This is a genomic window from Enterococcus bulliens, from assembly GCF_053761865.1.
Genome location: NZ_JBSMXK010000004.1, coordinates 46,079 through 72,819, shown reverse-complemented (window position 1 = coordinate 72,819; position 26,741 = coordinate 46,079). Strand labels below are relative to the sequence as shown.

Annotated in this window: 27 protein-coding genes and 1 riboswitch; of the genes, 26 read left to right on the top strand and 1 reads right to left on the bottom strand. The window is 39.9% G+C overall.

Annotated features, from left to right (window positions below):
• The first annotated feature begins 4 nt into the window (after window positions 1–4).
• The 18 genes from ACWOEC_RS03520 to ACWOEC_RS03435 all read left to right on the top strand — a co-directional run bounded on the left by ACWOEC_RS03520 (window position 5) and on the right by ACWOEC_RS03435 (window position 17,540).
• A complete protein-coding gene (locus ACWOEC_RS03520) occupies window positions 5–859 on the top strand; it encodes a helix-turn-helix domain-containing protein (RefSeq protein WP_455305960.1) in 855 nt (284 codons plus the stop codon).
• A gap of 57 nt (window positions 860–916) precedes the next feature.
• Complete coding sequence (gene nagA, locus ACWOEC_RS03515; protein WP_455305959.1) at window positions 917–2,074, top strand: N-acetylglucosamine-6-phosphate deacetylase; 1,158 nt, start codon at window positions 917–919, stop codon at window positions 2,072–2,074.
• 123 nt (window positions 2,075–2,197) lie between these two features.
• On the top strand, window positions 2,198–2,899 hold the full coding sequence (locus ACWOEC_RS03510) for an ABC transporter ATP-binding protein (RefSeq protein WP_455305958.1): 702 nt from the start codon (window positions 2,198–2,200) through the stop codon (window positions 2,897–2,899).
• Between the two features lie 13 nt (window positions 2,900–2,912).
• Window positions 2,913–5,336: an ABC transporter permease gene (locus tag ACWOEC_RS03505; protein WP_455305957.1), complete on the top strand. Its 2,424-nt coding sequence runs from the start codon at window positions 2,913–2,915 to the stop codon at window positions 5,334–5,336.
• 16 nt (window positions 5,337–5,352) lie between these two features.
• Window positions 5,353–6,318, top strand: coding sequence for an aromatic acid exporter family protein (locus ACWOEC_RS03500; protein WP_455305956.1), 966 nt, complete (start codon window positions 5,353–5,355; stop codon window positions 6,316–6,318).
• Between the two features lie 14 nt (window positions 6,319–6,332).
• Window positions 6,333–6,836 (top strand): hypothetical protein, encoded by a 504-nt coding sequence (locus ACWOEC_RS03495; protein WP_297076013.1) that lies wholly within the window; start codon window positions 6,333–6,335, stop codon window positions 6,834–6,836.
• Between the two features lie 13 nt (window positions 6,837–6,849).
• On the top strand, window positions 6,850–7,452 hold the full coding sequence (locus ACWOEC_RS03490) for a glycoside hydrolase family 73 protein (protein WP_455305955.1): 603 nt from the start codon (window positions 6,850–6,852) through the stop codon (window positions 7,450–7,452).
• 14 nt (window positions 7,453–7,466) lie between these two features.
• Window positions 7,467–8,168, top strand: a complete 702-nt coding sequence (locus tag ACWOEC_RS03485; RefSeq protein ID WP_297076016.1) for a beta/alpha barrel domain-containing protein — start codon at window positions 7,467–7,469, stop codon at window positions 8,166–8,168.
• A 60-nt stretch (window positions 8,169–8,228) separates the two neighbouring features.
• A riboswitch (purine riboswitch) is annotated at window positions 8,229–8,325 on the top strand.
• Between the two features lie 109 nt (window positions 8,326–8,434).
• The gene (locus ACWOEC_RS03480; RefSeq protein WP_455305954.1) at window positions 8,435–9,019 is read left to right on the top strand and encodes a xanthine phosphoribosyltransferase; all 585 of its coding nucleotides are present in this window, start codon (window positions 8,435–8,437) and stop codon (window positions 9,017–9,019) included.
• Window positions 9,016–10,320 carry a nucleobase:cation symporter-2 family protein gene (locus ACWOEC_RS03475; RefSeq protein WP_455305953.1) on the top strand — a complete coding sequence of 435 codons (1,305 nt, stop codon included), beginning with the start codon at window positions 9,016–9,018 and terminating at the stop codon, window positions 10,318–10,320. The genes ACWOEC_RS03480 and ACWOEC_RS03475 overlap by 4 nt, the downstream gene beginning before the upstream one ends.
• Window positions 10,321–10,365: 45 nt before the next feature.
• Window positions 10,366–10,851 (top strand): 5-(carboxyamino)imidazole ribonucleotide mutase, encoded by a 486-nt coding sequence (purE, locus tag ACWOEC_RS03470; RefSeq protein WP_455305952.1) that lies wholly within the window; start codon window positions 10,366–10,368, stop codon window positions 10,849–10,851.
• Entirely contained in the window at window positions 10,835–11,962 is a 1,128-nt protein-coding gene (purK, locus tag ACWOEC_RS03465; RefSeq protein WP_455306026.1) for a 5-(carboxyamino)imidazole ribonucleotide synthase, read from the top strand. The genes purE and purK overlap by 17 nt, the downstream gene beginning before the upstream one ends.
• A gap of 13 nt (window positions 11,963–11,975) precedes the next feature.
• The gene (purB, locus tag ACWOEC_RS03460) at window positions 11,976–13,274 is read left to right on the top strand and encodes an adenylosuccinate lyase (protein WP_455305951.1); all 1,299 of its coding nucleotides are present in this window, start codon (window positions 11,976–11,978) and stop codon (window positions 13,272–13,274) included.
• Between the two features lie 120 nt (window positions 13,275–13,394).
• The gene (locus ACWOEC_RS03455) at window positions 13,395–14,555 is read left to right on the top strand and encodes a betaine/proline/choline family ABC transporter ATP-binding protein (protein WP_455305950.1); all 1,161 of its coding nucleotides are present in this window, start codon (window positions 13,395–13,397) and stop codon (window positions 14,553–14,555) included.
• A 5-nt stretch (window positions 14,556–14,560) separates the two neighbouring features.
• A complete protein-coding gene (locus tag ACWOEC_RS03450; protein WP_455305949.1) occupies window positions 14,561–15,223 on the top strand; it encodes an ABC transporter permease in 663 nt (220 codons plus the stop codon).
• Window positions 15,195–16,118 carry an osmoprotectant ABC transporter substrate-binding protein gene (locus ACWOEC_RS03445; RefSeq protein WP_455305948.1) on the top strand — a complete coding sequence of 308 codons (924 nt, stop codon included), beginning with the start codon at window positions 15,195–15,197 and terminating at the stop codon, window positions 16,116–16,118. Before ACWOEC_RS03450 ends, ACWOEC_RS03445 begins: the two co-directional genes overlap by 29 nt.
• Window positions 16,119–16,784: an ABC transporter permease gene (locus ACWOEC_RS03440; RefSeq protein ID WP_455305947.1), complete on the top strand. Its 666-nt coding sequence runs from the start codon at window positions 16,119–16,121 to the stop codon at window positions 16,782–16,784.
• 12 nt (window positions 16,785–16,796) lie between these two features.
• The gene (locus ACWOEC_RS03435; RefSeq protein ID WP_455305946.1) at window positions 16,797–17,540 is read left to right on the top strand and encodes a YcjF family protein; all 744 of its coding nucleotides are present in this window, start codon (window positions 16,797–16,799) and stop codon (window positions 17,538–17,540) included.
• 166 nt (window positions 17,541–17,706) lie between these two features.
• Here ACWOEC_RS03435 and ACWOEC_RS03430 read toward each other — a convergent pair whose 3' ends face one another.
• Complete coding sequence (locus ACWOEC_RS03430; RefSeq protein WP_455305945.1) at window positions 17,707–18,084, bottom strand: hypothetical protein; 378 nt, start codon at window positions 18,082–18,084, stop codon at window positions 17,707–17,709.
• A gap of 197 nt (window positions 18,085–18,281) precedes the next feature.
• On the opposite strand from ACWOEC_RS03430, the gene purC reads away from it, so the two are divergent.
• From purC to purH, 8 genes are read left to right on the top strand one after another with little or no spacing between them, the layout of a single operon-like run.
• Window positions 18,282–19,019: a phosphoribosylaminoimidazolesuccinocarboxamide synthase gene (gene purC, locus ACWOEC_RS03425; protein WP_455305944.1), complete on the top strand. Its 738-nt coding sequence runs from the start codon at window positions 18,282–18,284 to the stop codon at window positions 19,017–19,019.
• Complete coding sequence (purS, locus tag ACWOEC_RS03420; protein WP_297076049.1) at window positions 19,006–19,266, top strand: phosphoribosylformylglycinamidine synthase subunit PurS; 261 nt, start codon at window positions 19,006–19,008, stop codon at window positions 19,264–19,266. The genes purC and purS overlap by 14 nt, the downstream gene beginning before the upstream one ends.
• Window positions 19,263–19,958, top strand: a complete 696-nt coding sequence (gene purQ, locus ACWOEC_RS03415) for a phosphoribosylformylglycinamidine synthase subunit PurQ (RefSeq protein ID WP_297076051.1) — start codon at window positions 19,263–19,265, stop codon at window positions 19,956–19,958. Before purS ends, purQ begins: the two co-directional genes overlap by 4 nt.
• Window positions 19,942–22,167 carry a phosphoribosylformylglycinamidine synthase subunit PurL gene (gene purL, locus ACWOEC_RS03410; RefSeq protein ID WP_455305943.1) on the top strand — a complete coding sequence of 742 codons (2,226 nt, stop codon included), beginning with the start codon at window positions 19,942–19,944 and terminating at the stop codon, window positions 22,165–22,167. The genes purQ and purL overlap by 17 nt, the downstream gene beginning before the upstream one ends.
• Entirely contained in the window at window positions 22,140–23,600 is a 1,461-nt protein-coding gene (purF, locus tag ACWOEC_RS03405) for an amidophosphoribosyltransferase (protein ID WP_455305942.1), read from the top strand. Before purL ends, purF begins: the two co-directional genes overlap by 28 nt.
• Window positions 23,597–24,628: a phosphoribosylformylglycinamidine cyclo-ligase gene (gene purM / locus ACWOEC_RS03400; protein ID WP_455305941.1), complete on the top strand. Its 1,032-nt coding sequence runs from the start codon at window positions 23,597–23,599 to the stop codon at window positions 24,626–24,628. The genes purF and purM overlap by 4 nt, the downstream gene beginning before the upstream one ends.
• Entirely contained in the window at window positions 24,625–25,200 is a 576-nt protein-coding gene (purN, locus tag ACWOEC_RS03395) for a phosphoribosylglycinamide formyltransferase (protein WP_455305940.1), read from the top strand. Before purM ends, purN begins: the two co-directional genes overlap by 4 nt.
• Window positions 25,197–26,735 carry a bifunctional phosphoribosylaminoimidazolecarboxamide formyltransferase/IMP cyclohydrolase gene (gene purH, locus ACWOEC_RS03390; RefSeq protein ID WP_455305939.1) on the top strand — a complete coding sequence of 513 codons (1,539 nt, stop codon included), beginning with the start codon at window positions 25,197–25,199 and terminating at the stop codon, window positions 26,733–26,735. The genes purN and purH overlap by 4 nt, the downstream gene beginning before the upstream one ends.
• The last annotated feature ends 6 nt before the right edge of the window (window positions 26,736–26,741 follow it).

The following is a 26,741-nucleotide window of genomic DNA, read 5'->3' as shown; positions in this document are numbered from 1 at the left end:
TCATTTGGCATTACAAGAATGTTTAGGGGATAAAATCAAGCAGATCCGTAAGTCGAAAAAAATGACGCAAAAAATGCTTGCACAAGGAATTTGTTCTCAAAGTGTATTGAGTCGAATCGAAAATAATTTAGAAATTCCAAACGTTGCTGTCTTACAACAACTATGTGTTAGACTTACGATTACGATGGACCAGTTAATGTACACTAGATTTTCACAAATTATAGAAGTCCAACAATTTTTTACTACACTAAATAAATTACTCATTCATAAAAAATATCGTGACATGGATCAGATGTTAGATGAAACAGAGATTTTAGACTGTTTGTATTTAGATACGGATTTACAATTGTATTTCTATCATGCAGCCATCGTTGAATATTTTGTGAAAAAGCGACCAGATACTGCCATCCAAGGCTTACGACACGGTTTATCTTATACGTATTCTGAAAATAAAAAAGATCATTTTTCGTCGATCGAAGTGCAGATTATTGGATTTATCGGCCGGATATATGCAGATACGAATCGATTTTTACAAGCTGAAAAACGCTTAGAGCGTAGTGTTGAACTGGCATTAACCTTACCCATCGAACAGTCGACATTCGAAGTGACGAAAGTTTTTTATCATTATGCACGTTTTTTATGCACGCAAGCGCAATATGAAAAAAGTATCACTACAGCTATCCAAGGGATCAAATGGTCACTTGATCGCTTAAGCTACTACTATATCGAGGATCTGTTGCATATTGCGAGTGAATCACATGAGAAAATGGGAAATTTTGAAAAAGCGCGTTGGATGACAAAAACAGCTGATTCGATTAAAACGTTAACAAATTATGAAAATGGTGTAGACCTTTCTTGATTTTTCGTGAAAAAGAGAGTATTTTTAAGAAGTAGTATACAAAAAGGAGTGGCATTCGTGAAAACATACATTTATGCAGACAAATTTTTTTATCCTTCTGGTACAAAAGGTCCAGGCTATTTAGAAATAAGTGATGGAAAATTTGGCGATTTTTCTTCTATGATCGACACCTCAACTCATCAAGTGATTGATTATACGGGATACATGATCGCACCCGGTTTAGTGGATACCCATATTCATGGCTATAAAAACCACGATGTGATGGATGATGATTTAGAAGCCCTTAAGGTAATGTCTGAGGCGTTGTTAGAATGTGGGGTAACGAGCTTCTTACCTACAACATTAACTTCTAGTGAAGAGCATTTGACACGAGTTGCTGCCACCATCTCCAAGGCAAAAGAGCAAGTCACTGGTGCAAAGATTGCAGGAATTTATTTTGAGGGACCTTTTTTTGATGAAGTCCACAAAGGAGCGCAAAATCCTGCTTACTTCAATGATCCAAGTATTGAAACATTTGAAAAATGGCAACAGGCAGCTAATGGCTTGATTAAAAAAATCGCATTAGCTCCCGAACGTCAAGGGGTTGAAGCCTTTGTTGAAGCTGTGACAAAGCAAGATGTTGTGGTGGCGTTAGGCCATAGCGATGCGACATTTGATCAAGCAAAAGCTGCAGTCGATGCTGGAGCGAGTGTGTTTGTCCATGCATTTAATGGCATGCGAGGATTGAATCATCGCGAACCAGGAATGGTAGGGGCGTTGATGCAGCTTGACCACGTTTTTTCTGAATTGATCTGTGATGGTCATCATGTTCATAAAGAGGCGTGTGGTCTGTTGATCGATAAAGTCGGACCAGAACATGTAGCGCTGATTACAGACTGTATGATGGCTGGTGGGATGCCAGAAGGTGCGTATGAACTAGGTGAATTTCCGGTAGTCGTTCAAGATGGTACGGTTCGTCTTGAGAGCGGAAATTTAGCCGGTAGTATTTTAAAATTAAAAGAAGCCATTCAAAATGTTGTCAATTGGGATCTTGCCACACCAGAAGAAGCAGTCATGATGGCGACATATGTGCCTGCGGTCAGTTGTAAAATCGATGATGTGTGTGGGCGGATTCAAAAAAATCGCGCGGCGGATTTTATTGTACTGGATGCAAAGATGAATCTTCAGGCGACATATTTAGATGGACAAAAACGCTATGAGCGTAAATTAGGTTAGTCAATTAGTTGTTTTCGCAAATAGTTGCGATAACAACTAATTTTTTCTTTCGTTTAGATCAATCGAATCCTCGTAATTTTTGTGATAAACTATGCTTACGAATAAAATTAAGGGGGAGCTTGTGTGGCCTATATTGAATTGATTGAAGAATCAAAAATTTATCAAATGGGAGAAACCACGATAACCGCAAACGATGCAGTTTCCTTTGCAATCGAAAAAGGTGCCGTGACAGTGATCTTAGGACCTAGTGGAGCTGGAAAATCGACTGTGCTAAACATCTTAGGTGGTATGGATTCTCCAACGAGCGGTCAAGTGATTGTTGATCAAGAAGATATCGCGAAGTTTAGTAAAAAAGAATTGATTCGCTATCGTCGAGAATCAGTAGGATTTATTTTTCAGTTTTATAACTTAGTTCCAAATTTAACAGCTTTAGAAAATGTTGAACTGGCGACAGAGATCGTTAAAGAAGCGAAAGATGCCACCCAAACATTACAAGAAGTTGGGCTAAAAGATCGAATTCATAATTTTCCAGCTCAATTATCCGGAGGCGAGCAACAGCGGGTCACAATTGCACGTGCATTAGCGAAAAAGCCAAAGTTATTATTGTGCGATGAACCCACAGGAGCACTGGATTATGAAACCGGAAAACAGATTTTAATGTTACTCGAACAAGCAGCTAGACAAGAAAATACGACGGTAGTAATTATCACACATAATTCTTTGATTGCACCGATGGCCGATCGCGTGATTCGTATGAATGACGGAAAAGTCAAGAGTGTCGTCGATCAACCAAATCCAACACCGGTTGCGAAAATCGAATGGTAGAGGTGGTGGTCTGATGAAAAAAACGTTATTAAAAACTAGTTTACGTGAAATCAAGTCGACACCCGGACGCTTTTTCGCTCTGATGACGATTATTTTACTAGGTGTTGCCTTTTTTGTGGGCATCAGCGCTACGGGTCCGGATATGAAACAAGCCGCAACTGATTATTACACGCGGACAGATCTAGCCGATTGGTTTATCTACGCGCCAAGTGGTTTAGATGAATCGACAGTGCAGACGATCAACGAAGAATCAGACGTGGCTAAAGTTCAAACACAAGATAGAGTAGACGTGACACAAAAAGATCAACAAGCCGTCATTCGTTTATTTTCTTATGATGAGGATCCAATTCTTAATAAACTGACCGTTGTAAAAGGACAGTTACCACAAGCAAAAGATGAAATCGTGATCGATGCGAATGTACAAGGGGTCACAGGCTATCAGTTGGGGGATACGCTCACCTTTGAGCAATCAAAAGAGCTGAAACAAAAGAACTATAAAATTGTCGGATACGTATTAAGTCCTGAATTTTTAGCAAAAGACAATCGTGGAACGACTACGCTAAAAAACGGTTCGTTGACTTATTTTGCGTATACTCTGCCTGAAAATTTTACAGCAGATACTCCGAATCGATTGGCTTTGACTTTTAATCCACACACGACAAAAAAAGAAAAAGCAGCAGTGAAACAAACGATTGAAACAGCCTACAAAAATGCTCTAATGAAACAAGCACAGGCACTACCAGAAGATGCGCGTCAAACTTTTCTCTCACAGCCCATTTTCATTACGACGCGAACAGATCTACCTGGATATGAAGAATATGATCAAAATGCCGATCGAATCGCTTCTTTGGCAACCGTATTTCCTGTTATTTTCTTTTTTGTCGCTGCATTGATCAGTTTGACTTCTGTGAGCCGGATGGTCGAGGAAAAGCGTTTAGAAATTGGAACATATTTTGCTTTAGGATATCGTCCGCTAGAGATTGCATCTAAATTTTTACTGTACGTCACGCTTGCTTGTGTCAGTGGTATCGTCGTGGGGTTAAGCATTGGTTTTTATTTGTTTCCGCGGATTATCATCGAAGCGTATGGACAGGTATATGATATTATCGGTTACCAAACACCGTGGCAAATCAATCTTGTACTTTTAGCTACAGGCGTTTCGCTTCTTTGTACCGTTGTGGTCGCCTTTTTTGTCGTTCGTGTCGAACTGACAAAGGTTCCAGCAGTCTTGATGCGTCCTAAAGCCCCTAAAGCAGGGAAAAAGATTTTATTAGAACGTATTACGTTTTTATGGCGTCGCTTGAGCTTTACTTATAAAGTTATGTTTCGTAATTTGTTTCGCTATAAAACGCGGATGTGGATGACGATTTTAGGGATTGCAGGTTGTACGGCGATGATTTTGACGGGGTTTGGACTAAAAGATTCGATCAGTGAAATGATTCCGTTACAATTTGATAAATTATGGCGTTATGAAGCTGTCGTGACACTGAGTCAAGAAAACCCGTCTACAATGAAAACGTTGGAACAAACTAAAGAAGTCAAACAAGTGTTACCGATTTTTATGGAAGAAGTGACAACAACAAGTACAGATGCGTCAAAACAATCGGTTTCAGTGATTGTGCCAGAAACTAACGGTGCATTACCAAACTTTTACCGATTGATCTCACCTGATCAAAAAAACAAGTTGACCTTAACTGATCAAGGCGCAATCATTACCCAAAAATTAGCGAAATTATTCTCGTTAAAAAAAGGGGATACATTTACCGTCAAACAAACAGACGACCAAGAGTTTACTGTAACGATCGCTGGAATTACGGAAAATTATGTTGGGCATGCTCTTTATATGACAAACAAATACTACCAAGAAGTGACAAAAGAAACACCCGTTTATACGACAGCGCTCATGACGTTTAACAGCCCTCTAACAACCACCTTACAAGATCAATTGGCTGATGAGTGGAAAACGAACAGTGACGTGATCAATGTAAGTTATTTAAGCAAAACAAAAGCGGAATTGGAAAGTTCTTTAGGCGTATTGACGATTGTGATGTGGGTCTTGATTATTTCAGCGGGTCTATTGGCCTTTATTGTACTGTATAGTTTAAATACAATGAGTGTCGCCGAACGGTTACGTGAATTGTCGACAATTAAAGTCTTAGGATTTTTTGATCGGGAAGTGACGTTTTATATTGTTCGTGAAAATATCATTTTGGCTACTGTAGGAATGGCTTTAGGTTCTGGCTTAGGGATGATGTTGCATCGGTATGTCATTCAAACTGTCGAGATGGATACAACGATGTTCTCACCGACGATTAATCCGATGAGTTATGTCTATGCTATTGGTTTGACGTATTTATTTGTCGCAATAGTAGGTGTTGCGACGCATCGCGCGCTTAAAAAAATCAATATGCTTGATGCGCTAAAAGCCAATGAGTAACAAAGGAGTCAATTAGATGAGAATTGGATTACGAACGATCAAAACAGCGATTGCCAGTGTGATTGCGATGTATCTTGCATCTATATTAGGACTGCATTTTTCCGCATCGGCAGGAGTCATTGCTATTTTAAGTTTGGCAGGTACGAAAAAAAATTCATTGCACGCAGGGATTGAACGACTCTTATCATTAATCGTTGCAACATTGATCTCTTTTATCATTTTTGAGTTGATTGGATTTTCGCCAATAGGCTTTGGGATTTATCTATTGCTTTTTATTCCGATTGTTGTAAAGTTGAAGTTAACCGAAGGGATCGTAGTCAGTTCGGTTTTGGTGACGCATTACTTGACAGAAGCCCATTTTTCACCGTCTTTAATTGTCAACGAATTTTTGTTGATGGGCATTGGAGCAGGAATGGCAGTGTTATTTAATCTTTATATGCCAGATCGTCAAAAAGAATTGGTGAAACAACAACAAGCAACAGAATCATTATTTCGTCAGTTGTTATCGGATTTATCGACATGGCCAGATGCCAACCAACTTGTCGAATTGGTTCAAGATAGTACCGTGTTAATGAATAAATTGCATGAAGGACAACGACAGGCACGTTTGTATCAAGAAGATCATTTCTTTGACGAGCCGATTTATTTTGAAGAATATTTTTTGATGCGTAGCGCCCAAGTTCGCATGCTACAAGACATGTTAGCTTTGCAACAGACGATCACAGTCGACCCTGCTTTATTAGTAGAGTTGAAATTGGTTTTAGCTTTTACTGCCAATACGTTTGCAGAGCGGAATGATGGCACACGCCTACTTGAAAAAGTGGAACAACTATTTCATTTCTATCAACAACAACCTTTGCCAAAAGACCGTAGTGAATTTGAAAACAGAGCGCGATTATTTCAATTTTTACAATCATTTAAAGGATTTATCGAAATTAAATCCGAATTTTTTGATACATTCAAAGATGTCAAGCGAAAGTAAAAGGAGGAAAAAACATGCATTCGATTTATGTAGATATCGTAACGCAAACGATCTTGGAAAAATATCTTTCAGAAGAGGAATTTGTGGCAAACACGTTAGGGATCACAGATGAAAAATGGCAATTATGGAAAGATGGCCTGACGAATCTTTCACCAGAACTCAATCAAAAAATTGTCAATTTATTTAGCGACTATGAATGGATGGTCGTCCAAAAAGTACTCCGACAAACAGTGATCTATCCAGAAAAACGAACTGTTGCAATGGAAGAGTATCGAAAAATGAAATTAAAAATTGCTCAAGAATGGTTGCAACATGGGTTTGGATCGGTAGAGTTATTACCACAAGATCGGCAACAAAACGGCCAACAGTGGTTGCATTTAAAAGTAACAGTCGCTTATGGAGAGTGGGGCTTTGATGACGTATTAAGTTTTCGGGTACCGGCTGTTTTGCAAAAAGCCATTACAAGAGAGCCGCAAGCCTTGATCGAATGGATGAATGAGCGGTTAGAAGAAATTTAAAAAAAGAGGGATCATGAAGAAAAAGAAGCAGCAACGTCAAAAAAGAATGATTTTGCTTGGGTTTGTACTCATTTTAGGCGCGTTTGTCCTTTCCTTAAAGCAACTGACGACACCCATCTTTGAATACGCAACCCATACACAATCAAATGAACCAGTAAGTCGCGAAGCCTTTATCGAGACACTAGTTCCTCATGCAAAAGAATTACAAGAAGGATATGGTATCTTGCCTAGTATTATTTTAGGGCAAGCGATTTTAGAATCCGATTGGGGCCAAAGTGAACTTGCAAGTAAATACAATAATTTATTTGGGATCAAAGCATATGGGAATCAAAAAAAAATCAAGTTAGATACACAAGAATTCGTCAATGAGCAGTGGATTACGATTAAAGGCGAGTTTCGTGTTTATGATTCATGGGAAGCCTCTATGGACGATCACACGTTATTATTTGTCAATGGAGTAACCTGGAATCCACAAAAATATGAAGGTGTATTAACGGCTACAAATTATGAAGCAGCAGCGGACGCTTTACAAGAAGCAGGCTATGCAACTGATCCTACTTATGCGCAAAAAATCAAAACTGTTATCGAAGAAAATGCGTTATACCAATATGATTAGAGGAAGTGATCCAAATGGAAGCATTTGTTCCAGAAGTCAGTTCGGCATTACGTCAAGACATCGTCAAAGTACCTGAGGTCATTAAAGAAGCAAGCGGGATCAGATTATTTGGTAAAAAAATCAAATCGATTTTATTTTCAACTGATATCGCCGTAATTCACAACACCAATGCAGACGCGGTGATTGCAGTCTATCCGTTTACCCCTCATCCAGCAATTACAAAAAGTATCATTGAATCAGCAAATATCCCAGTATTTTCTGGTGTTGGAGGAGGGTTGACTCAAGGCCAACGGTGTGTGTATATGAGCCTATTTGCAGAAGCCCAAGGCTCTTTAGGTGTCGTGGTCAATGCACCAACGCCTGTTCAAACGGTGAAATCAGTTTGTAAAGTCGTTGATATTCCGGTAATTAGTACTGTGACGAGTCGCTATAGTGAAATTGAAGAAAAATTAGCAGCTGGTGTGAAGATCATCAACATCAGTGCTGGAAAAGACACGGCAGATACTGTTCGTTATTTTCGAGAAAAATATCCAGAATTGCCTATTATTGCGACTGGCGGCCCGACAGAAAAAGAAATATTGGCAACAATCAAAGCTGGAGCCAATGCGATCAGCTATACGCCTCCTACCAATGGAGAATTGTTTAGTGCAAAAATGAAAAAATACCGTGAATCTGAAAAAGAACAGTTTGATTCCGAACATTCAGCAAAAAAATAGGTCTTTACCTATTTTTTTGCTTGTTTTTTTGTAAAATAATCGGCATAATAAAACTTGAGTTTTTCATAATTAGTCCTTACTTATATATCGTCGTAATTGGTCGACAGTTTCTACCTGATACCGTAAATATCAGACTATGAGTAAAAAAGTACGCTGTCTTAGTGTATCTTTTTTGCGTAGCAAAAAAGGTGCACTTTTTTTATTGACGGAGACTAACATAAGTTTGGCAGTGGAAAATACCTTACTACAGTTAAAAGGGGTTTCGTATGAAAGAATTACAAGATCGAATTCTACAAGATGGCAACGTATTGATACAAGGGGTATTAAAAGTGGATTCGTTCATCACACACCAAGTTGATCCAGAATTAATGGCAAAGATTGGACAAGAATTTGCCCGAAAATTTCAAGCACAACACATTACAAAAGTCGTCACACTAGAATCTTCTGGTATTGCACCGGCTGTTTATACAGCACAAGCATTAGGTGTTCCGATGATTTTTGCCCGCAAAACGAAAAGTTTAACGATGGATGAAGAATTAGTCACAAGTGAAGTCTATTCATTTACGAAACAAGTAACGAGCCAAATTTCGATCTCTAAAAAATTTTTACAGAAATCAGATCGCATCTTGATTGTCGATGATTTTTTAGCTAACGGTCAAGCCGCAAAAGGATTAGCTGAGTTGTGCCAACAAGCTGGAGCTAGTGTTTGTGGTATTGGGATTTTGATTGAAAAATCCTTCCAGCCAGGACGTCACGTATTAGAATCTTTAGGATTATCAGTTTATTCTTTGGCGAGAATCGCCTCTTTAGAACAAGAAAAAATTGAATTTGTAGAGGATGAGACAAAATGAAGACACGTCATGCACAAGCTTCTTTAGTAGGGATTCAACATTTACTCGCAATGTACGCAGGTGCGATTGCTGTGCCGTTATTAATCGGCACTGGGTTAGGCTTATCCAATGAAGCCTTGACGTATTTGTTATCTATCGATATTTTAATGTGTGGGATCGCCACTTTACTTCAAGTAACGATCAGTCGCTTTTTTGGGATTGGATTACCGGTGATGCTAGGATGTGCGATTCAAGGAGTAGGACCAGCGATTTTGATTGGTCAACAATACGGCTTGCCCGCAGTATTTGGTGCAGTTATTGCTGCTGGCTTCTTTTTAATGTTCTTTGCACGTGCGTTTTCAAAAATCAAGCGCTTGTTTCCACCGATCGTGACAGGGACGGTCATTACGACGATTGGATTGACGCTGATTCCTGTCGCTATTGAAAAAATGGGTGGTGGCAATCAAAACGGTGAAAACTTTGGTTCATTTGTATCGTTAAGTCAAGCCTTTGTTACGATTGTGCTGATTTTACTGGTTCAAGGATTTGGTAAAGGGTTTTTACGTTCGATCGCCGTGTTAATCGGTCTAGTTGGGGGAACACTGTTTGCAATGGTCACAACAGGGATTTCAACTGTACCGATCCAACAGGCTGCGCTGTTTCAGTTGCCTAAAGTATTTTATTTTGGTTTGCCCACATTCCATGTCATCCCCATCGTTTTAATGATCATTATTGTTACAGTTTGCATGGTAGAGTCGACAGGTGTCTATTTTGCCTTAGCAGAACTAAGTGGTAAAGAATTGACAACAAAAGATTTAGAACGTGGATATCGCACAGAAGGATTGGCGATCTTATTAGGAGGCATCGTCAATACATTTCCGCATACTGGTTTTTCGCAAAATGTCGGACTTGTTCAACTTTCAGCGATCACCTCGCGTAAACCGATCATGATCGCTGGTGGTCTATTGGTCGTATTGGGCTTATTTCCTAAAGTAGGTGCTGTAGCCCAAGTCATTCCAGAACCTGTATTAGGCGGAGGAATGCTAGTGATGTTTGGCATGGTCGCAGTGGCCGGCCTTAGAATGTTGCATCATATCGATTTTTCAAATGAACGGAACTTATTGACAGTTGCAATTTCTCTAGGTTTTGGTTTAGGGTTTAATATGATGCCGACTTTATTTGCACATTTTCCTGAAGCGATCCAAATGTTTACGAGCAATGGCATCGTGATGAGCAGTATTAGTGCAGTTTGTTTAAATAGTTTATTTCAAGTAAAATCTCGTAAACAAAAATCAATGCCTATAGCAGATACGTCGAATTAGACGTATGTGCTTTTTTGAGCTAGATAAAATAAAGGAGTCGGTGAGATGAAACGAAAAGTTGCAGTAATTATGGGAAGTAAGTCGGATTGGGAAACCATGAAGCACAGTTGTGAAGTATTAGAACAATTTGGTATTGCATATGACAAAGCAGTCGTATCGGCGCATAGAGCGCCAGACAAATTATATGCATTTGCAGGTACTGCTCGCGAGCACTACGATGTGATTATTGCGGGTGCAGGAGGAGCAGCACATTTACCAGGAATGGTTGCAGCGAAAACTACAGTGCCAGTGATTGGGGTACCAGTGAAAAGTCAAGCATTGAATGGAATGGATTCGTTACTTTCGATCGTACAGATGCCAGGTGGGATCCCAGTAGCGACGACTGCAATTGGAAAATCTGGTGCAATTAATGCGGGACTACTTGCGGCACAAATCTTTTCCATATATGATAGAGATATAGAAGCAAAATTAGCAACATATCGAAATGAATTGATGCAAATCGTTGAAGAAAGTAGTGATCAACTTGAGTAACCTATTGATGCCAGGTGCGACGATTGGAATCGTCGGTGGCGGACAACTTGGAAGAATGATGGCCATGAGTGCCAAAAATATGGGCTTTAGAGTAGGAGTATTAGATCCAACAAATGACTGTCCAGCAGCGCAAGTTGCCGATTGGCATATTGTCGCTGATTATGAAGACACACTTGCGTTGGGTGAATTGGCTAAACGCTGTGATGTGTTGACGTATGAATTTGAGAATGTAAGTGTAGAAGCATTGAATCATTTATCAGCAGATGCATCGATTCCTCAAGGGACGGATCTCTTAGCTATTACTCAAGATCGTTTATTAGAAAAAGCCTTTTTAGAAGAACAAAATATCGTGATTGCCCCATACGCTACGATCATCAGTCCAACGGATATCCAAGATGCAATCGATAGTTTAGGTTATCCTTGTGTATTAAAACAAACGCGTGGAGGATATGACGGCAAAGGACAATTGGTCTTGAAAAGTCGCAGTGATGTCTCTGAAGCGATGACGTTATTGCGCCAAGGAACGTGTGAATTAGAAGCATGGATTCCTTTTGAAAAAGAATTATCAATTTTAGTTGCCGGTAACGGGAGTGAATATACGACTTTTCCTGTAGTCGAAAACGTGCATCGTAAAAATATTTTATACCAAACGATCGCTCCAGCAAGAATTTCAGACGACGTTGCTGCTGAGGCTAAACGAATCGCGTTGGTATTGGCACAAGCGCTTGATTTGCGCGGTGTATTAGCAGTGGAAATGTTTTTAACGGCTTCTGGCAGTCTTTATGTCAATGAATTGGCACCGCGTCCGCATAATTCTGGACACTATACAATCGAAGCGTGTACGATGAGTCAATTTGACGCTCATATTCGTGGGATTTGTGGTTGGCCACTTGCTCCAGTACGTCAAACAACTGCTGCCGTTATGGTCAATATTTTAGGGATTGAACTGCAAAAATCCTATACGATGATTCCTGAAAAACCGCATTGGCAATTTCATTATTATGGAAAAGACAAAGCAAAGATCTATCGTAAAATGGGACATATCACCATTCCGACTGAAGATGTTGAGTCGACATTAGAAGAAGTAAAACAAACAAAAATTTGGGAATAAAAAGGAGATACACATGTTAGAACGCTATACACGCCCTGAGATGGGGAAAATTTGGACAGATGAAAATCGCTACAATGCATGGTTAGAAGTGGAAATATTAGCCGATGAAGCTTGGGCAGAATTAGGTGAGATTCCTAAAGGTGATGTCAAAAAAATTCGTGAACATGCGTCATTTGATAGCAAACGAATCTTAGAGATCGAAGCACAAACCCATCATGATGTGGTAGCCTTCACACGTGCGGTATCTGAAACACTTGGCGAAGAACGCAAGTGGATCCATTATGGATTGACATCAACAGACGTTGTCGATACCGCTTACGGATATCTATTAAAACAAGCCAATGATTTATTAAGAGAAGACTTGGTTCGTTTGACAGAGGTGATCGGTCAAAAGGCTAAAGCGTATAAACATACAGTCATGATGGGACGCACACATGGCGTGCATGCGGAACCAACTACGTTTGGGTTGAAATTGGCATTGTGGTATTCTGAGATGAAACGCAACATCGAGCGTTTTGACCATGCGGCAAAAGGCGTCGAAGCTGGGAAAATCAGTGGAGCTGTTGGAACCTTTGCCAATATTCCACCGTTTGTTGAAAGTTATGTCTGCGAAAAACTAGGAATTCGTGCTCAAGAAATCTCAACGCAAGTATTGCCACGTGATCTGCATGCAGAATACGTCGCGATGATGGGGTTGATCGCCACTAGTATTGAAAAATTCGCAACCGAGATTCGCGGGTTGCAAAAGTCTGAAACTCGTGAAGTCGAAGAATTTTTTGCAAAAGGGCAAAAAGGCTCTTCGGCGATGCCACATAAACGCAATCCTATTGGCTCTGAAAATATGGCAGGTCTTGCACGTGTGATCCGTGGGCACGTCTTAACTGCATATGAAAATGTTCCATTGTGGCACGAGCGTGATATCTCACATTCTTCTGCGGAACGGATCATTTTACCGGATACAACGATTCTATTGGACTATATGCTCAATCGCTTTGCGCGTTTGGTAGAGAATTTAACGGTATTCCCAGAAAATATGCGTCGCAATATGGATGCGACTTTTGGCTTGATCTATAGCCAACGTGTCTTATTAAAGTTGATCGATCATGGCATGACGCGTGAAGAAGCCTATGATTTGGTTCAACCAAAAACAGCACAAGCTTGGGATGAGCAACGCTTATTTAGACCATTATTGGAAGCAGATGAAACAATTATGGCTACGTTGTCTAAAGAAGAGTTAGATGACGCATTTGATTATAATTACCATTTGAAAAATGTCGATTTGATTTTTGAACGTGTAGGCTTAGGTGAATAAAAAAACAGTGAACCTTTCTTTAAAGGTTCACTGTTTTTTAGTTGAAAGCGTTAAAGTAGAAAAATGACGAAAGTTCTTGCATAATAAAATAAAGAAGTACGGGAAAAGGAGGAAACAAAGATGATTGAATTTAAGCATGTGTCAAAAATTTATAAAGGGGGAAAAGTTGCAGTCGAAGATGTCAATTTATCGTTTAATAAAGGGGAATTTATTTGTTTTATTGGGACTAGTGGAAGTGGCAAGACGACATGCATGCGCATGATCAATCGCATGAATGAGCCGACTACTGGCGAAATTTTGATTGATGGTCAAAATATCGAAGAACTAAATCCTGTTGATCTACGTCGGAAAATCGGCTATGTGATTCAAAGTATTGGCTTGATGCCGCATATGACGATTCGTGAGAACATTACCTTGGTTCAAAAACTGTTAAAAGTAAGTCAAGAAGAGCGTGACCGCACGGCTGAAAAAATGATCGATCTCGTCGAATTGCCACGTGAGATGCTCGATCGTTACCCAGCAGAACTTTCTGGTGGACAACAACAACGGATTGGAGTCGTACGTGCACTAGCTGCAGATCAAGATATTATTTTAATGGATGAACCCTTTGGCGCGCTAGATCCGATCACACGTGATGCGTTGCAGGATTTGGTAAAAGATTTACAAGAACGCTTAGGCAAAACGATCGTTTTTGTGACCCACGATATGGACGAAGCATTAAAATTAGCCAACCGGATTGCGATTATGAGTGAAGGAAAAGTGGTACAGTTTGATACACCGGAACATATTTTACAAGCACCTGCTAATTCATTTGTCGAGGAATTGATTGGTGAAGACCGCTTATTACAAGCTAGACCAGATGCAACAACGATCGGTGAAGTACAATTGGCAACCCCAATTACCATCACTCGTGACAAATCACTACAAGAAGCGATACGCGTCATGCGAGAAAAGCGTGTGGATACTTTACTTGTGGTTGATGAAGCCAATACCTTAACTGGATTTATCGATGTCGAAATGATTGACCGCTTGCGCAAAACGAAAAAAACAGTAGAAGAAGCGATGAATACCAAAGTATTTTATGTGCGTCAAGATTCTCTATTACGTGATACCTTGCAACGAATTTTAAAACGTGGGATAAAATATGTTCCTGTCGTGGATCATGACCGCAAATTGACCGGGATTTTAACGAGAGCTTCGTTGGTTGACCTTGTATATGATGTGATTTGGGGCGAGGAAGAAACCATCAGTACCGCTTTAGATGCAAAAGGAGAGGAGTAAAGGGAATGAAAGAATTTTTTGATAAGTACGGAGTCGAAATGCTCCAAAAAAGTTTAGAACACCTGTACATCTCAGCGATTGCCCTATTTTTAGGTATTGTGATTGCCGTACCTGTAGGCATTGCATTGACACGCTCGAAAAAAATAGCAAATCTTATAATTACCGTAACGAGTGCTTTACAAACGATTCCTTCACTTGCCTTACTCGCCTTGATGATTCCTTTGTTTGGTGTGGGGAAATTTCCCGCGATCATTGCGCTCTTTATCTATTCCTTACTCCCGATTTTAAGAAATACATACATTGGTATGAATAATGTCAGTCCAGAATATAAGGATGTCGCTAAGGGGATGGGCATGACAAATCTAGAATCGATTTTTCGAGTAGAATTGCCACTCGCAGTGCCAACAATTATGGCCGGTATTCGTTTGGCAGCAGTTTATGTAATTGCTTGGGCTACTTTAGCTTCTTATATCGGTGCTGGTGGGTTGGGCGATATGATTTTTAGCGGATTAAACAATTATCAACCAGATCTTATTTTAGCAGGAACGATTCCTGTTACGATCCTTGCCTTGCTAGCGGACTTTTTACTAGGTGGAGCAGAACACCTCTTTACACCAAAAGCTTTGAGGGGGTGTAGAGATGAAAAAAAGAATCGGAATAGTGCTTAGCTTAATTGGGATGAGTTTTTTATTTAGTGCCTGTTCATTTCCAGGATTAGCGTCAAATCAATCAGAAGATACGATTGCCATTACAGGTGGGATTACGTCGGAGTCACAAATACTCGGGAGTATGGTAGCTGAAATGATTGAGCATTATACAGATAAAAAGACTACTGTCATTAATAATTTAGCCACGACTACCATCAATCATCAAGCGATGATCAATCAAGATGCTCAGATTTCTGCCGCACGTTACACGGGGACAGATTTGACCACAACATTGGGTCTAGATCCATTAAAAGATCCCACAAAAGCACTTGATACGGTGAAAAAAGAATTCAAAGAGCGGTTTGATCAAACTTGGCTAACGCCTTATGGATTTGACAATACGTATGTCTTTTTAGTCCGTAAAGATACAGCAGAAAAATATAATTTGAAAACAGTCAGTGACTTAAAAAAAGTTGCCGATCAATTGAGTGCTGGTGTCGATACCTCTTGGATCACACGTAAGGGAGATGGATATGAAGGCTTCCAAAAAGAGTATGGCTTTTCGTTTAAAACGATTTTACCAATGCAAATTGGCTTAGTTTACGATGCAGTTGCTGCGGGGAAAATGGATGTGGTACTTGGTTATTCAACGGATGGTCGAATTGCTAGTTACGATCTAGTGATGCTAGAAGACGATCGTAAATTCTTCCCGCCTTATGATGCAGTGCCAGTCATTAGCGATCAATTAGTAGCAGAAATGCCAGAATTAGTTCAGATTATTGATAAACTCGGTGGCAAAATTTCTACTGAAGAAATGCAAAAACTCAATTATGAAGCCGACAATAACTTGGTTGAACCCAGTATTGTCGCAAAAAATTTCTTAAAAGAACATGACTATTTTGAGGAGGACAAGTAAATGGATCTACAAAATATGAATGTTTTCGAACAATTTATCTATTATTTCAATGAAAATGGCGGATATGTTTTTGAACAATTTTTACGCCACTTTTTGATTTCGATCTACGGAGTATTGTTTGCAGCGATCGTTGCGATTCCAATCGGGATCTTGATTTCTAAAAAACGTCGTTTAGCAAATTGGATTATTCGTTTGGCTAATATCATCCAAACGATTCCTTCTTTGGCAATGATTTCAATTTTAATGATTGCCTTTGGTTTAGGGGTAAGTGTCGTCATTATTACCGTCTTTTTATATTCATTGCTACCGATTATCAAAAATACGTATACGGGAATGGTCCAAGTTGATCGTGCCATTTTAGATGTCGGAAAAGGCATGGGAATGACGGCATTCCAACGCCTATATATGGTCGAATTGCCCTTAGCGATTTCAGTCATCATGGCAGGGATTCGAAATGCGCTAGTCGTTGCGATTGGAATTACTGCTATCGGGGCTTTCGTAGGAGCAGGTGGTCTAGGTGATATTATCATTCGTGGAACGAATGCTACAGATGGAGCCTCGATTATTTTAGCAGGTGCTTTACCTACTGCGTTAATGGCGATTATTTCTGATTTTGTATTAGGCCAAATCGAAAAACGTTTAGATCCAGTAGTGACAAAAAAATAAAGGAGTAGCAAAATGAAATTTTATCAACGTAAAAAAACAAGTTCCTCAACATCGACCAAGTCATTAAGCAAAGAAGAAAAGCCAATAACCGAACAAGAGCAAGAAGTAGATCATTCAGAAGATCTGCTACTGAAATCAAGTAATGAAGCGGAATTTGATTCGTTTTTTAAAGAGGTGCTAAAAAAATTCCCTAAAAAGACAGCTGCAGTGATTCAAAATAGTTTGGCTGCTACTAAACAGCAAGCTGAAAAACTAGTGGCGAAACAACAGGCCGAATACGAACCGATCTTTCGGGAGTTTTTAACAAATGTTTCAAAAGAACAGCAAAAGAAAAGCCACCAAATTATCCACGCTGCCGCATTGAGTGCTGCAATTATCGGATTTTCGCCGATTCCATTTTCAGATGCTGCCTTATTGGTTCCAGTACAATTAGTGATGATGGCACGTTTGCATAAAGTTTTTGGTCAATCTTGGACAGAAGGAATCGCCAAAAGTGTAGGGAAAGAAATTATAGTTGTCGGGTTTGGTCGTAGTGTGGTAGGGAATATGTTAAAATTTGTCCCAGGTGTCGGAACTGTAGCCGGTGGCGCGATCAATGCAACGGTTGCGTTGACGATCACTGAAGTAATGGGTTGGGTTACCGTCAATATGTTGGCTAATGGCCAAGATCTATTTGATCAAGCAATGTCTTTTAAAGGGCAATTCGATTTTTTGATGGGAATGGTTAAACAAGTCAAACATAAAAAGAATGGATAAAAATAGGGTGTAACAAAAGTCTGGAACACCCTCTATAGAATAAACGGTGTTCCAGAAGTAACTCCTTCGAAAAATAAGCCAAATCATTACCGAAATAGGCAAACCTATTGTCGGAATGATTTGGCTTATTTTTTTGGGCTGCCCACTTCTGTCACAGCTTCTTTTTTTATGAGGCATAGATTAAATAAGTCGGTGTAGGTGGAAGTTGTTTGGTATAGTGCACTAAAGTTTCTAAAAACGAGATATCTACATCTGAAAAATCAAACCAAGCATCGATTTTGATCTGTTCGCTAAAAAAGTGTCTGGTGTAATTGACTTTAATGATCAATTCTTTGTTGCGGACATTCGTATATTGAAAGATCCGGTAATGCGATGTGCGTTTTAGGCGAAAAGAAAAGCGATGCGATTTGATAATCGCAGCTGTATTGAGCTTTGATAGACGATCTAGCTCCGAAATCGCTTGCAGATCTTCTTGCATGCGCATCCGAGTATTTGCAGAAAGATAAGTGAGAAATTGGATGATAGATTGATTGTCTGGCACCATGATGTATACTCCTTTAGTCTTTTTTTTGTAGTGTAGCACCAAATTCTAAAAATGTAAACGTTATCTTTTTTTGTTTATTTTAAAAATACGAACGTTAACAAATGTTTTTTAAATAATTGTAAATATTTCGTTGACGATGAAAAAGAAGATGCGTAGAATTCAGGATAACAGGAAAATAAATCTAAATGAGGTGTAGCATGGAAAATACAGGGTTACTGTACGAAGGAAAAGCCAAAAAAATTTATCAAACAAGCTTAGAAAATCAAGTGTTAGTTGAGTATTTAGATCAATTGACCGCCTTGAATGGTAAACAAAAGGATCAGTGTCAAGGGAAAGGTGAGTTAACGAATGCGATTACGAGTGTATTGTTTACACAACTTGCTGATCAAAACATCCCAACGCATTTTATCGAAAAAACGTCAAAAACCGAACAATTAGTTGAAAAATTAGATATGATTCCGTTAGAAGTCGTAATTCGTAATGTTAGTGCTGGGAGTTTTATGACACGTTTTCAACTTACAGAACCCATTTCATTTCAGACCCCAATCATTGAATATTATTATAAAAATGATCGTTTGGACGATCCCTTTATTAATGATGATCATATTTTCCATCTCAAATTAGTCACAAAAGATCAACTGGCGACCATACGCCAACTCGCTCTAAACATCAATCAAGTATTGGTTTCTTATTTTGCAACACTCGATTTAGATTTAATCGATTTTAAATTAGAATTTGGCTTTGATACATCTGGAAACATTATCTTAGGAGACGAAATTTCACCAGATACTTGTCGTTTGCATGACGTTAAAACGAGTGCATCATTAGACAAAGATCTTTATCGCAAACAAACAGGCGATGTGTTAAAAGCGTATCAAGAAGTTTATGCACGAATCAATCAGACAAAGGAGCTCGTTCATCATGTATCTTATTAAATTAAATGTAACGTATAAAGAATCAATTTTAGATCCTCAAGGACAATCCATCTGCCAAGCGTGTCATCAATTAGGATTTATGGAAGTAAACGAAGTTCGCATGGGAAAATATTTTGAGGTAACCGTTGATTCGCTAGCAAGTGAATTAGAACCGATGATCGAAGCGTTATGTGAACAACTGCTTGTCAATCACACAATGGAAACGTATGAATATGAAATCGTACCATTAAGTGAGGTGCACGCGTGAAGATTGCCGTTATTGTCTTTCCAGGATCAAACTGTGATCAAGATTTGTATCATGCGATCAAACAACAGCCGCAATTAGATGCAACACTTGTTTCTTATGAAGCCACTTCTCTTTCTGGTTTTGATGCAGTGTTTTTACCAGGTGGTTTTTCTTATGGGGATCATTTGCGTTGTGGTGCGATTGCACGTTTTGCACCTGTGATGAGTGAAGTCACACGATTTGCTAAAGAAGGAAAATTAGTTTTTGGTACATGCAATGGCTTTCAAATCTTGACTGAGGCAGGGTTACTTCCAGGCGCATTGAGAAAAAACACTTCGTTAAAATTTATTTGTAAACCCGTAACGTTAACGGTAACTTCTGTAGACACACCGTTTACAAATGCCTATGAGCCAAACGAAGTCATTACCTTACCTGTGGCACACGGTGAGGGGAATTATTACTGTGATGAAGAAACGTTAGCTGAATTAAAAGATAATGATCAGATCGCATTTACCTATACGACTGATGTAAATGGTAGTGTAGCGCAAATTGCAGGTGTGACAAACAAAGAAAAAAATGTACTTGGAATGATGCCCCATCCTGAACGAGCGGTAGAAGCGATTTTAGGGTTTATCGATGGTCAACGTTTCTTTACATCATTAGCACCAAATGAATCCAACCAAAAGGAGAGTCAATATGCCAAGCACAATTGAGCGCGAGTATACGGCGGATGAAATTTTTGAAAAGCAATGGTACCGACAATGGGGATTAACGGATGAAGAGTATCAACTCATTTGTCGTTTACTTGATCGCCGACCAAACTACACCGAAACCGGATTGTTTTCCGTAATGTGGAGTGAGCATTGCTCGTATAAACATTCAAAAACGATTTTAAAAACCTTCCCAACGACAGGACCGCAAGTTTTGCAAGGTCCAGGTGAAGGAGCTGGAATCGTAGATATCGGTGATGGTCTAGCGGTCGTGTTTAAAGCTGAAAGTCACAATCATCCATCAGCAGTCGAGCCTTATGAAGGAGCTGCGACAGGTGTTGGTGGGATCATTCGTGATATTTTTAGTATGGGAGCACGCCCGATTGCTTTATTAGATTCGTTGCGCTTTGGTGAATTGACGACACCACGTACGAAGTATCTATTAGAACAAGTAGTCGCTGGTATAAGTGGGTACGGAAATTGTATCGGGATTCCCACAGTAGGTGGTGAAGTAGCTTTTGATGCGTGTTATGAAGGCAATCCTTTAGTCAATGCGATGTGTGTTGGCTTGATCGAACACGATCAGATCCAAAAAGGACAAGCAAAAGGTGTCGGCAATCCGATTTTTTATGTAGGAGCAAAAACCGGACGTGATGGTATCCATGGGGCAACGTTTGCTTCAGAAGAGTTTACTGATGAAAAAGAGCAAAATCGTTCCGCTGTCCAAGTAGGGGATCCATTTATGGAAAAACTATTATTAGAAGCTTGCTTAGAACTGATCCATCATCATAGCGAAGCGATTGTGGGGATCCAAGATATGGGTGCTGCGGGTCTCGTTTCTTCTAGTGCAGAGATGGCTTCAAAGGCTGATGCAGGTTTAGTCTTATATTTAGATGATGTACCACAGCGTGAAACCAATATGACACCTTATGAAATGATGCTTTCTGAATCACAAGAGCGGATGTTGATTTGCGTCAACAAAAGTCATGAAGAAACTGTAAAAGCGATTTTTTCACGTTATCATTTAGAAGCAGTCGAAATTGGTCATGTATCAGATGATCACGACTATCGCTTGTATCATCAAGGGGTTTGTGTAGCAGATATCCCAGTTTCTGCTTTAGTAGATGAAGCACCAGAATATCAACTACCAGCAACAAAACCTGCACGATTAATGGAGGCGACACCTTATAGTGTTTTAGATTGTGACGTAGAACAGACGCTGACTGCTTTATTAGCACAACCGACGATCGCGTCTAAACGTGCGATTTTTGAAACTTATGACAGTCAAGTTTTAACGAATACGGTTGTCACACCAGGAAGCGACGCTGCAGTAGTGCGGATCAAAGGCACTACAAAAGCGTTAGCGATGACCATGGATTGCAATGCGCGTTACTTATATTTAGATCCTGAAGTTGGTGGTCAATTAGCTGTAGCAGAGGCAGCACGTAATTTAGTGGCAAGTGGTGCAACTCCGTTAGCGATCACCGATTGTTTAAATTATGGTTCGCCAGAAAATCCTGAAGTTTTTCATGAATTACAAGAATCTGCAAAAGGAATTGCTCAAGCATGCAAAGCACTTCAAACACCAGTTATTTCAGGTAATGTTTCATTGTACAATGAAACGAACGGTCAAGCGATCTATCCTACTCCAATTATTGGAATGGTCGGATTGATTGAAGACGTCGCACAAACCACAACACAATGGTTCAAAGAAGCAGATGACTTGATTTATGTGATTGGCGATACAGACGCCTTTTTTGCCGGTAGTGAACTGCAAAAATGGTTGACGGGAAGTCAATTTGGGACGTTAGGTGCATTTGATTTAGACAAAGAAGTCGCCCATCAGCAGATTGTCAAAAAAGCGATCGATCAACAGCTACTTTCAAGTGCGCACGATTGTGCAGAAGGTGGGGTGTTGATTGCCTTAGCAGAAGCTAGCATGCAAAGTCAATTAGGGTTTACGATTGATTGGTCTTATACAGATGCTTGGTTGTTTTCAGAAACACCTTCTCGGTTTATCGTCAGTGTGAACAAGGCACAGCAAGCTCAGTTTGAGGCGTTAGCGCAGACAAGTGCGACATGTATTGGAACCGTAACAAAAGATCCGGTCATGAACATCAAAACACCAAGCAATCATTACCAATTTCAAGTACACGATATGTTAGAAATCTGGGAGGGTGCGTTGTGCAATTTACTGAACCTAAAAGCTTAAATGAAGAATGTGGGGTGTTTGGTGTATTTAATGCACCAGATGCTGCTAGAATGACGTACTTTGGTCTACATGCTCTACAACACAGAGGACAAGAAGGTGCGGGGATCGTTGCTCGAGATGAGTATGGTCATTTAGTAGGCCATCGCGGTTTAGGGTTATTATCAGATGTGTTTTCGAATGAACAGTATATGGAACAACTAGCAGGACAAGCTGCAATCGGACATGTACGCTATGCGACTTCCGGAAATCGGGGATTAGAAAATATTCAACCATTTTTATTTCAATTTGAATATGAACAATTGGCGTTAGCGCATAATGGCAATTTGACCAATGCCAAAAGTCTGCATCGAATGTTAGAAGCAGAAGGAGCCATTTTTCATTCGAATTCAGATACGGAAATCTTGGCGCATTTGATTCGACGTAGTCAAAAACCTACTTTGAGAGAACAGCTTGTAGAAGCTTTAAATCTAGTACAAGGTGGATTTGCTTACGTGTTACTAACGAACCAAGCATTGATTGCAGCGCTGGATCCAAATGGATTTCGTCCTTTGGTGATCGGAGTGCTGCCTAACGAAGGATTTGTGGTTGCTTCAGAAACGTGCGCTTTAGATGCGATCGGAGCGACGTTTTATCGTGATGTATTGCCAGGTGAAGTTGTGTGGATCGATCATAATGGCATTGAAATTTTTTCATACACAAATCAAACACAATTGTCGATTTGTTCGATGGAATTTGTCTATTTTGCCCGACCAGATTCTAATATTTATGGTGTCAATGTCCATACAGCGAGAAAAACGATGGGGAAATTATTAGCTAAAGAAGCTTATATCGAAGCGGATATGGTCATTGGGGTACCGAATTCGTCACTATCAGCTGCCAGTGGTTATGCTGAGGAAGCGAATATTCCTTATGAATTGGGTTTGATCAAAAACCAATATGTAGCCCGAACGTTTATCCAACCAACTCAAGCGTTACGTGAACAAGGTGTACGGATGAAGTTGTCGGCAGTTCGTAAAGTAGTGGAAAACAAGCGCGTGATTTTAGTTGATGACTCGATAGTTCGGGGGACGACTAGTCAACGGATTGTTTCGTTACTAAAAGAAGCCGGAGCAAAAGAAGTCCACTTGCGCATTGCTGCTCCGCCATTAAAATATCCTTGTTTTTATGGAATCGACATTCAAACGCAACAAGAGTTGATCGCAGCGAACTATACGCTTGCTGAAATGACTGAAAAAATCGGGGCAGATTCGTTAGCCTTTTTAAGTGAAGCAGGGTTGATTGCGGCCATTAATCTACCAGTAAGCGCTCCTTATCAAGGGTTGTGTATGGCGTATTTCAATGGAGACTATCCCACACCGTTATATGATTATGAAGCGGAATTTTTACAAAATAAAACGCAACTGCGTCCAATCGTGTTAGGAGAGGTAAAATGAGTGAAGCCTATTTAAAATCAGGCGTAGATATCAAAGCAGGATATGAAACGGTTGAAAAAATCAAAGATGTCGTCGATAAAACCAAGATTAAAGGTGTAATGGGTGGTTTAGGAAACTTTGGGGCCTTATTTGATTTAAGTGCCTATCACATCAACCAACCTGTTTTGGTTTCTGGAACAGATGGCGTGGGGACAAAATTATTAGTGGCACAAGCACTTGCTACTTACGATACTATTGGGATTGATTGTGTGGCGATGTGTGTTAATGACGTCATCGCACAAGGTGCACGTCCGTTATTTTTCTTAGATTACCTAGCCGTTGGAAAATTAGATCCTACACAGGCGGCTACGATTGTTTCAGGAATTGCTAAAGGATGTCGTAACGGTCAGATGGCGTTGATTGGCGGCGAGACTGCAGAAATGCCTGGGCTTTACACAGAAGATGAATTTGATTTAGCTGGTTTTTGTGTAGGGGTTGCTGAAAAAGAAGCGCTCTTGCCAAAATCTGATATTCAAGTTGGAGATCTATTGATTGGCTTGCCTTCTAGTGGGGTGCATTCAAATGGATATTCACTAGTTCGTTCAATTCTAGAAACGAATCAAGTCGACTATACGCAACCCTTTTTAACGCATACATTAGGAGAAGAATTGTTGACGCCAACCACGATATATGTTGATCAGTTAGCAGAACCTTTAGCGCATCAGCAAATCAAAGGTCTAGCGCATATTACCGGAGGTGGTTTTTATGAAAATATTCCCCGGATGCTACCAGAGCATTTAGCAGCACATATCACTTTAGGAAGTTGGCCGATCTTGCCAATTTTTGATTATCTCCAACAGTTAGGTAACCTAGAGCAAAATGAGATGTTTCACGTCTTTAATATGGGGATCGGGATGGTCGTGTGCATTGCAAAAGATCAATTCGAAACGTTAGCAGAGCAGTTTAATACTTGTGCTACTCCGTTTTATGTCATTGGTTCTGTAAAAGAAAAACACCAAGACGACCTAGTTTTTGAGGAGACGCTATGAAAATCGCTATTTTTGCTTCTGGAAATGGGCAGAATTTTGAAGAGATCGTCAAGGCTAGCTTAGAGGAAGACTTTCCAGCAGAAATCGGTTGTTTAATTTGTGATAAAGCGAATGCTAAAGTAGTTGAACGAGCGGAACGTTTAGCTGTTCCTTATTACGTTATTGAGCCGTGTTATTTTGCCACTAAAGTAGAATATGAAAAACAGGTCCTTTATTATTTGAATGAACACGCGATCGATTGGATCATCTTAGCTGGTTACATGCGTTTGATTGGTAAGACCATCTTACAACCTTATACGCATAAGATTATCAATCTTCATCCATCTTTATTGCCAGCATTTATTGGAAAAGACAGTATCGAACGAGCCTTCGAAGAAAAAGTCGCTTATTCTGGAATTACGATCCATTATGTAGATGCTGGGATGGACACTGGGCCAATCATTTTTCAAAAACAAGTGCCTTTAGATGAAGGCGAATCTCTTGCGCAATTTGCGACAAAAATTCATGAAGTCGAACATCACTATTATCCAAAAGTTATCCAGGATTTACTTAAAGGAGAGAAAACGATATGACAAAACGTGCATTAATCAGTGTATCAGACAAAACCGGGATTATAGACTTTGCAAAAGCCTTACGACAAGCAGATTTTGAAATCATTTCCACAGGAGGCACTCGAGCTGTGTTGCAACAGGCTGGAGTGGAAACGATTGAAATCGATGCGGTAACGGGATTCAAAGAGATGTTAGATGGACGAGTAAAAACATTGCATCCGATGATTCATGCTGGGTTATTAGCAGATCTAAGCAAAGCCTCACATGTAGAAGCTTTAGCAGAAAATGAAATCACACCGATCGATCTCGTAGTGGTGAATTTATATCCTTTTGCGAAAACGATTGCCAACCCTGATGTGATCGAAGCGCAAGCAATCGAACAAATCGATATCGGTGGTCCAAGCATGTTGCGTTCAGCAGCCAAAAATTTTGCGCACGTTACCGTCGTGGTAGATCAAAAAGATTATGCGCACGTGCTTAGTGAAATCAACGAAATCGGCAAACCAAGCTATCAAACACGCCGGAATTTAGCGATGAAAGTGTTTCAACATACCGCAAGTTATGATGCGATGATCGCCAATTATTTTATCGCTCAAGAAGCACATTTGCCTGAAAAACTAGTGCTTTCTTACACTCAAAAGCAACCGTTACGTTATGGTGAAAATCCTCATCAAGAAGCGGCTTTTTATGTGCAAGAACAAGCGACAAAAGATACGATCGCTGGAGCGACACAGTTACACGGGAAAGCATTGTCTTATAACAACATTAAAGATGCAGATGCTGCTTTAGAAATTGCTAAGGAATTCCAAAAACCAACAGTCGTGGCGGTTAAGCATATGAATCCATGTGGTGTGGGCAGTGCCGACACGTTAGCTGGAGCGTTTGAAAAAGCCTATGCAGCGGATCCAGTTTCAATCTTTGGTGGAATCATTGCATGTAATCGTGAAGTGGATGTCCAGGTAGCACAACAGATGAGTCAATTGTTTTTAGAAGTAATTTTAGCACCAAGCTATACTCCAGAAGCACAAGCATTATTAGAAAAGAAAAAAAATCTTCGTTTGCTTCAAATTGAATTAAAAACGAAAAAAACAGAGGCCTGGGAATATACTTCTGTAAGTGGTGGAATGCTTGTACAAGCAGTGGACGCACAAAAAACAGAAGTCTCCGATTGGGAAGTCGTGACCAAACGTAATCCTTCAGAAGCAGAAATTGAGGCTTTATTGTTTGCATGGCGTACGGTAAAACACGTGAAATCAAATGCAATCGTTTTGGCTGACCACACACAAACAGTTGGTATCGGAGCAGGACAAATGAACCGAGTGGGATCCGTAGAAATCGCGTTGAACCAAGCAAAAGATAAAATGGATCAAACAACGATCGCGCTTGCAAGTGATGCTTTTTTCCCGATGTCTGATAGCGTGGAAGTTGCTGCGACAAATGGCATCAAAGCCATTATTCAACCTGGAGGAAGCATCAAAGATCAAGAATCGATTGATATGGCCAATAAATATGGAGTGACGATGATCTTTACCCATTCTCGTCATTTCCGTCATTAAGAGGAG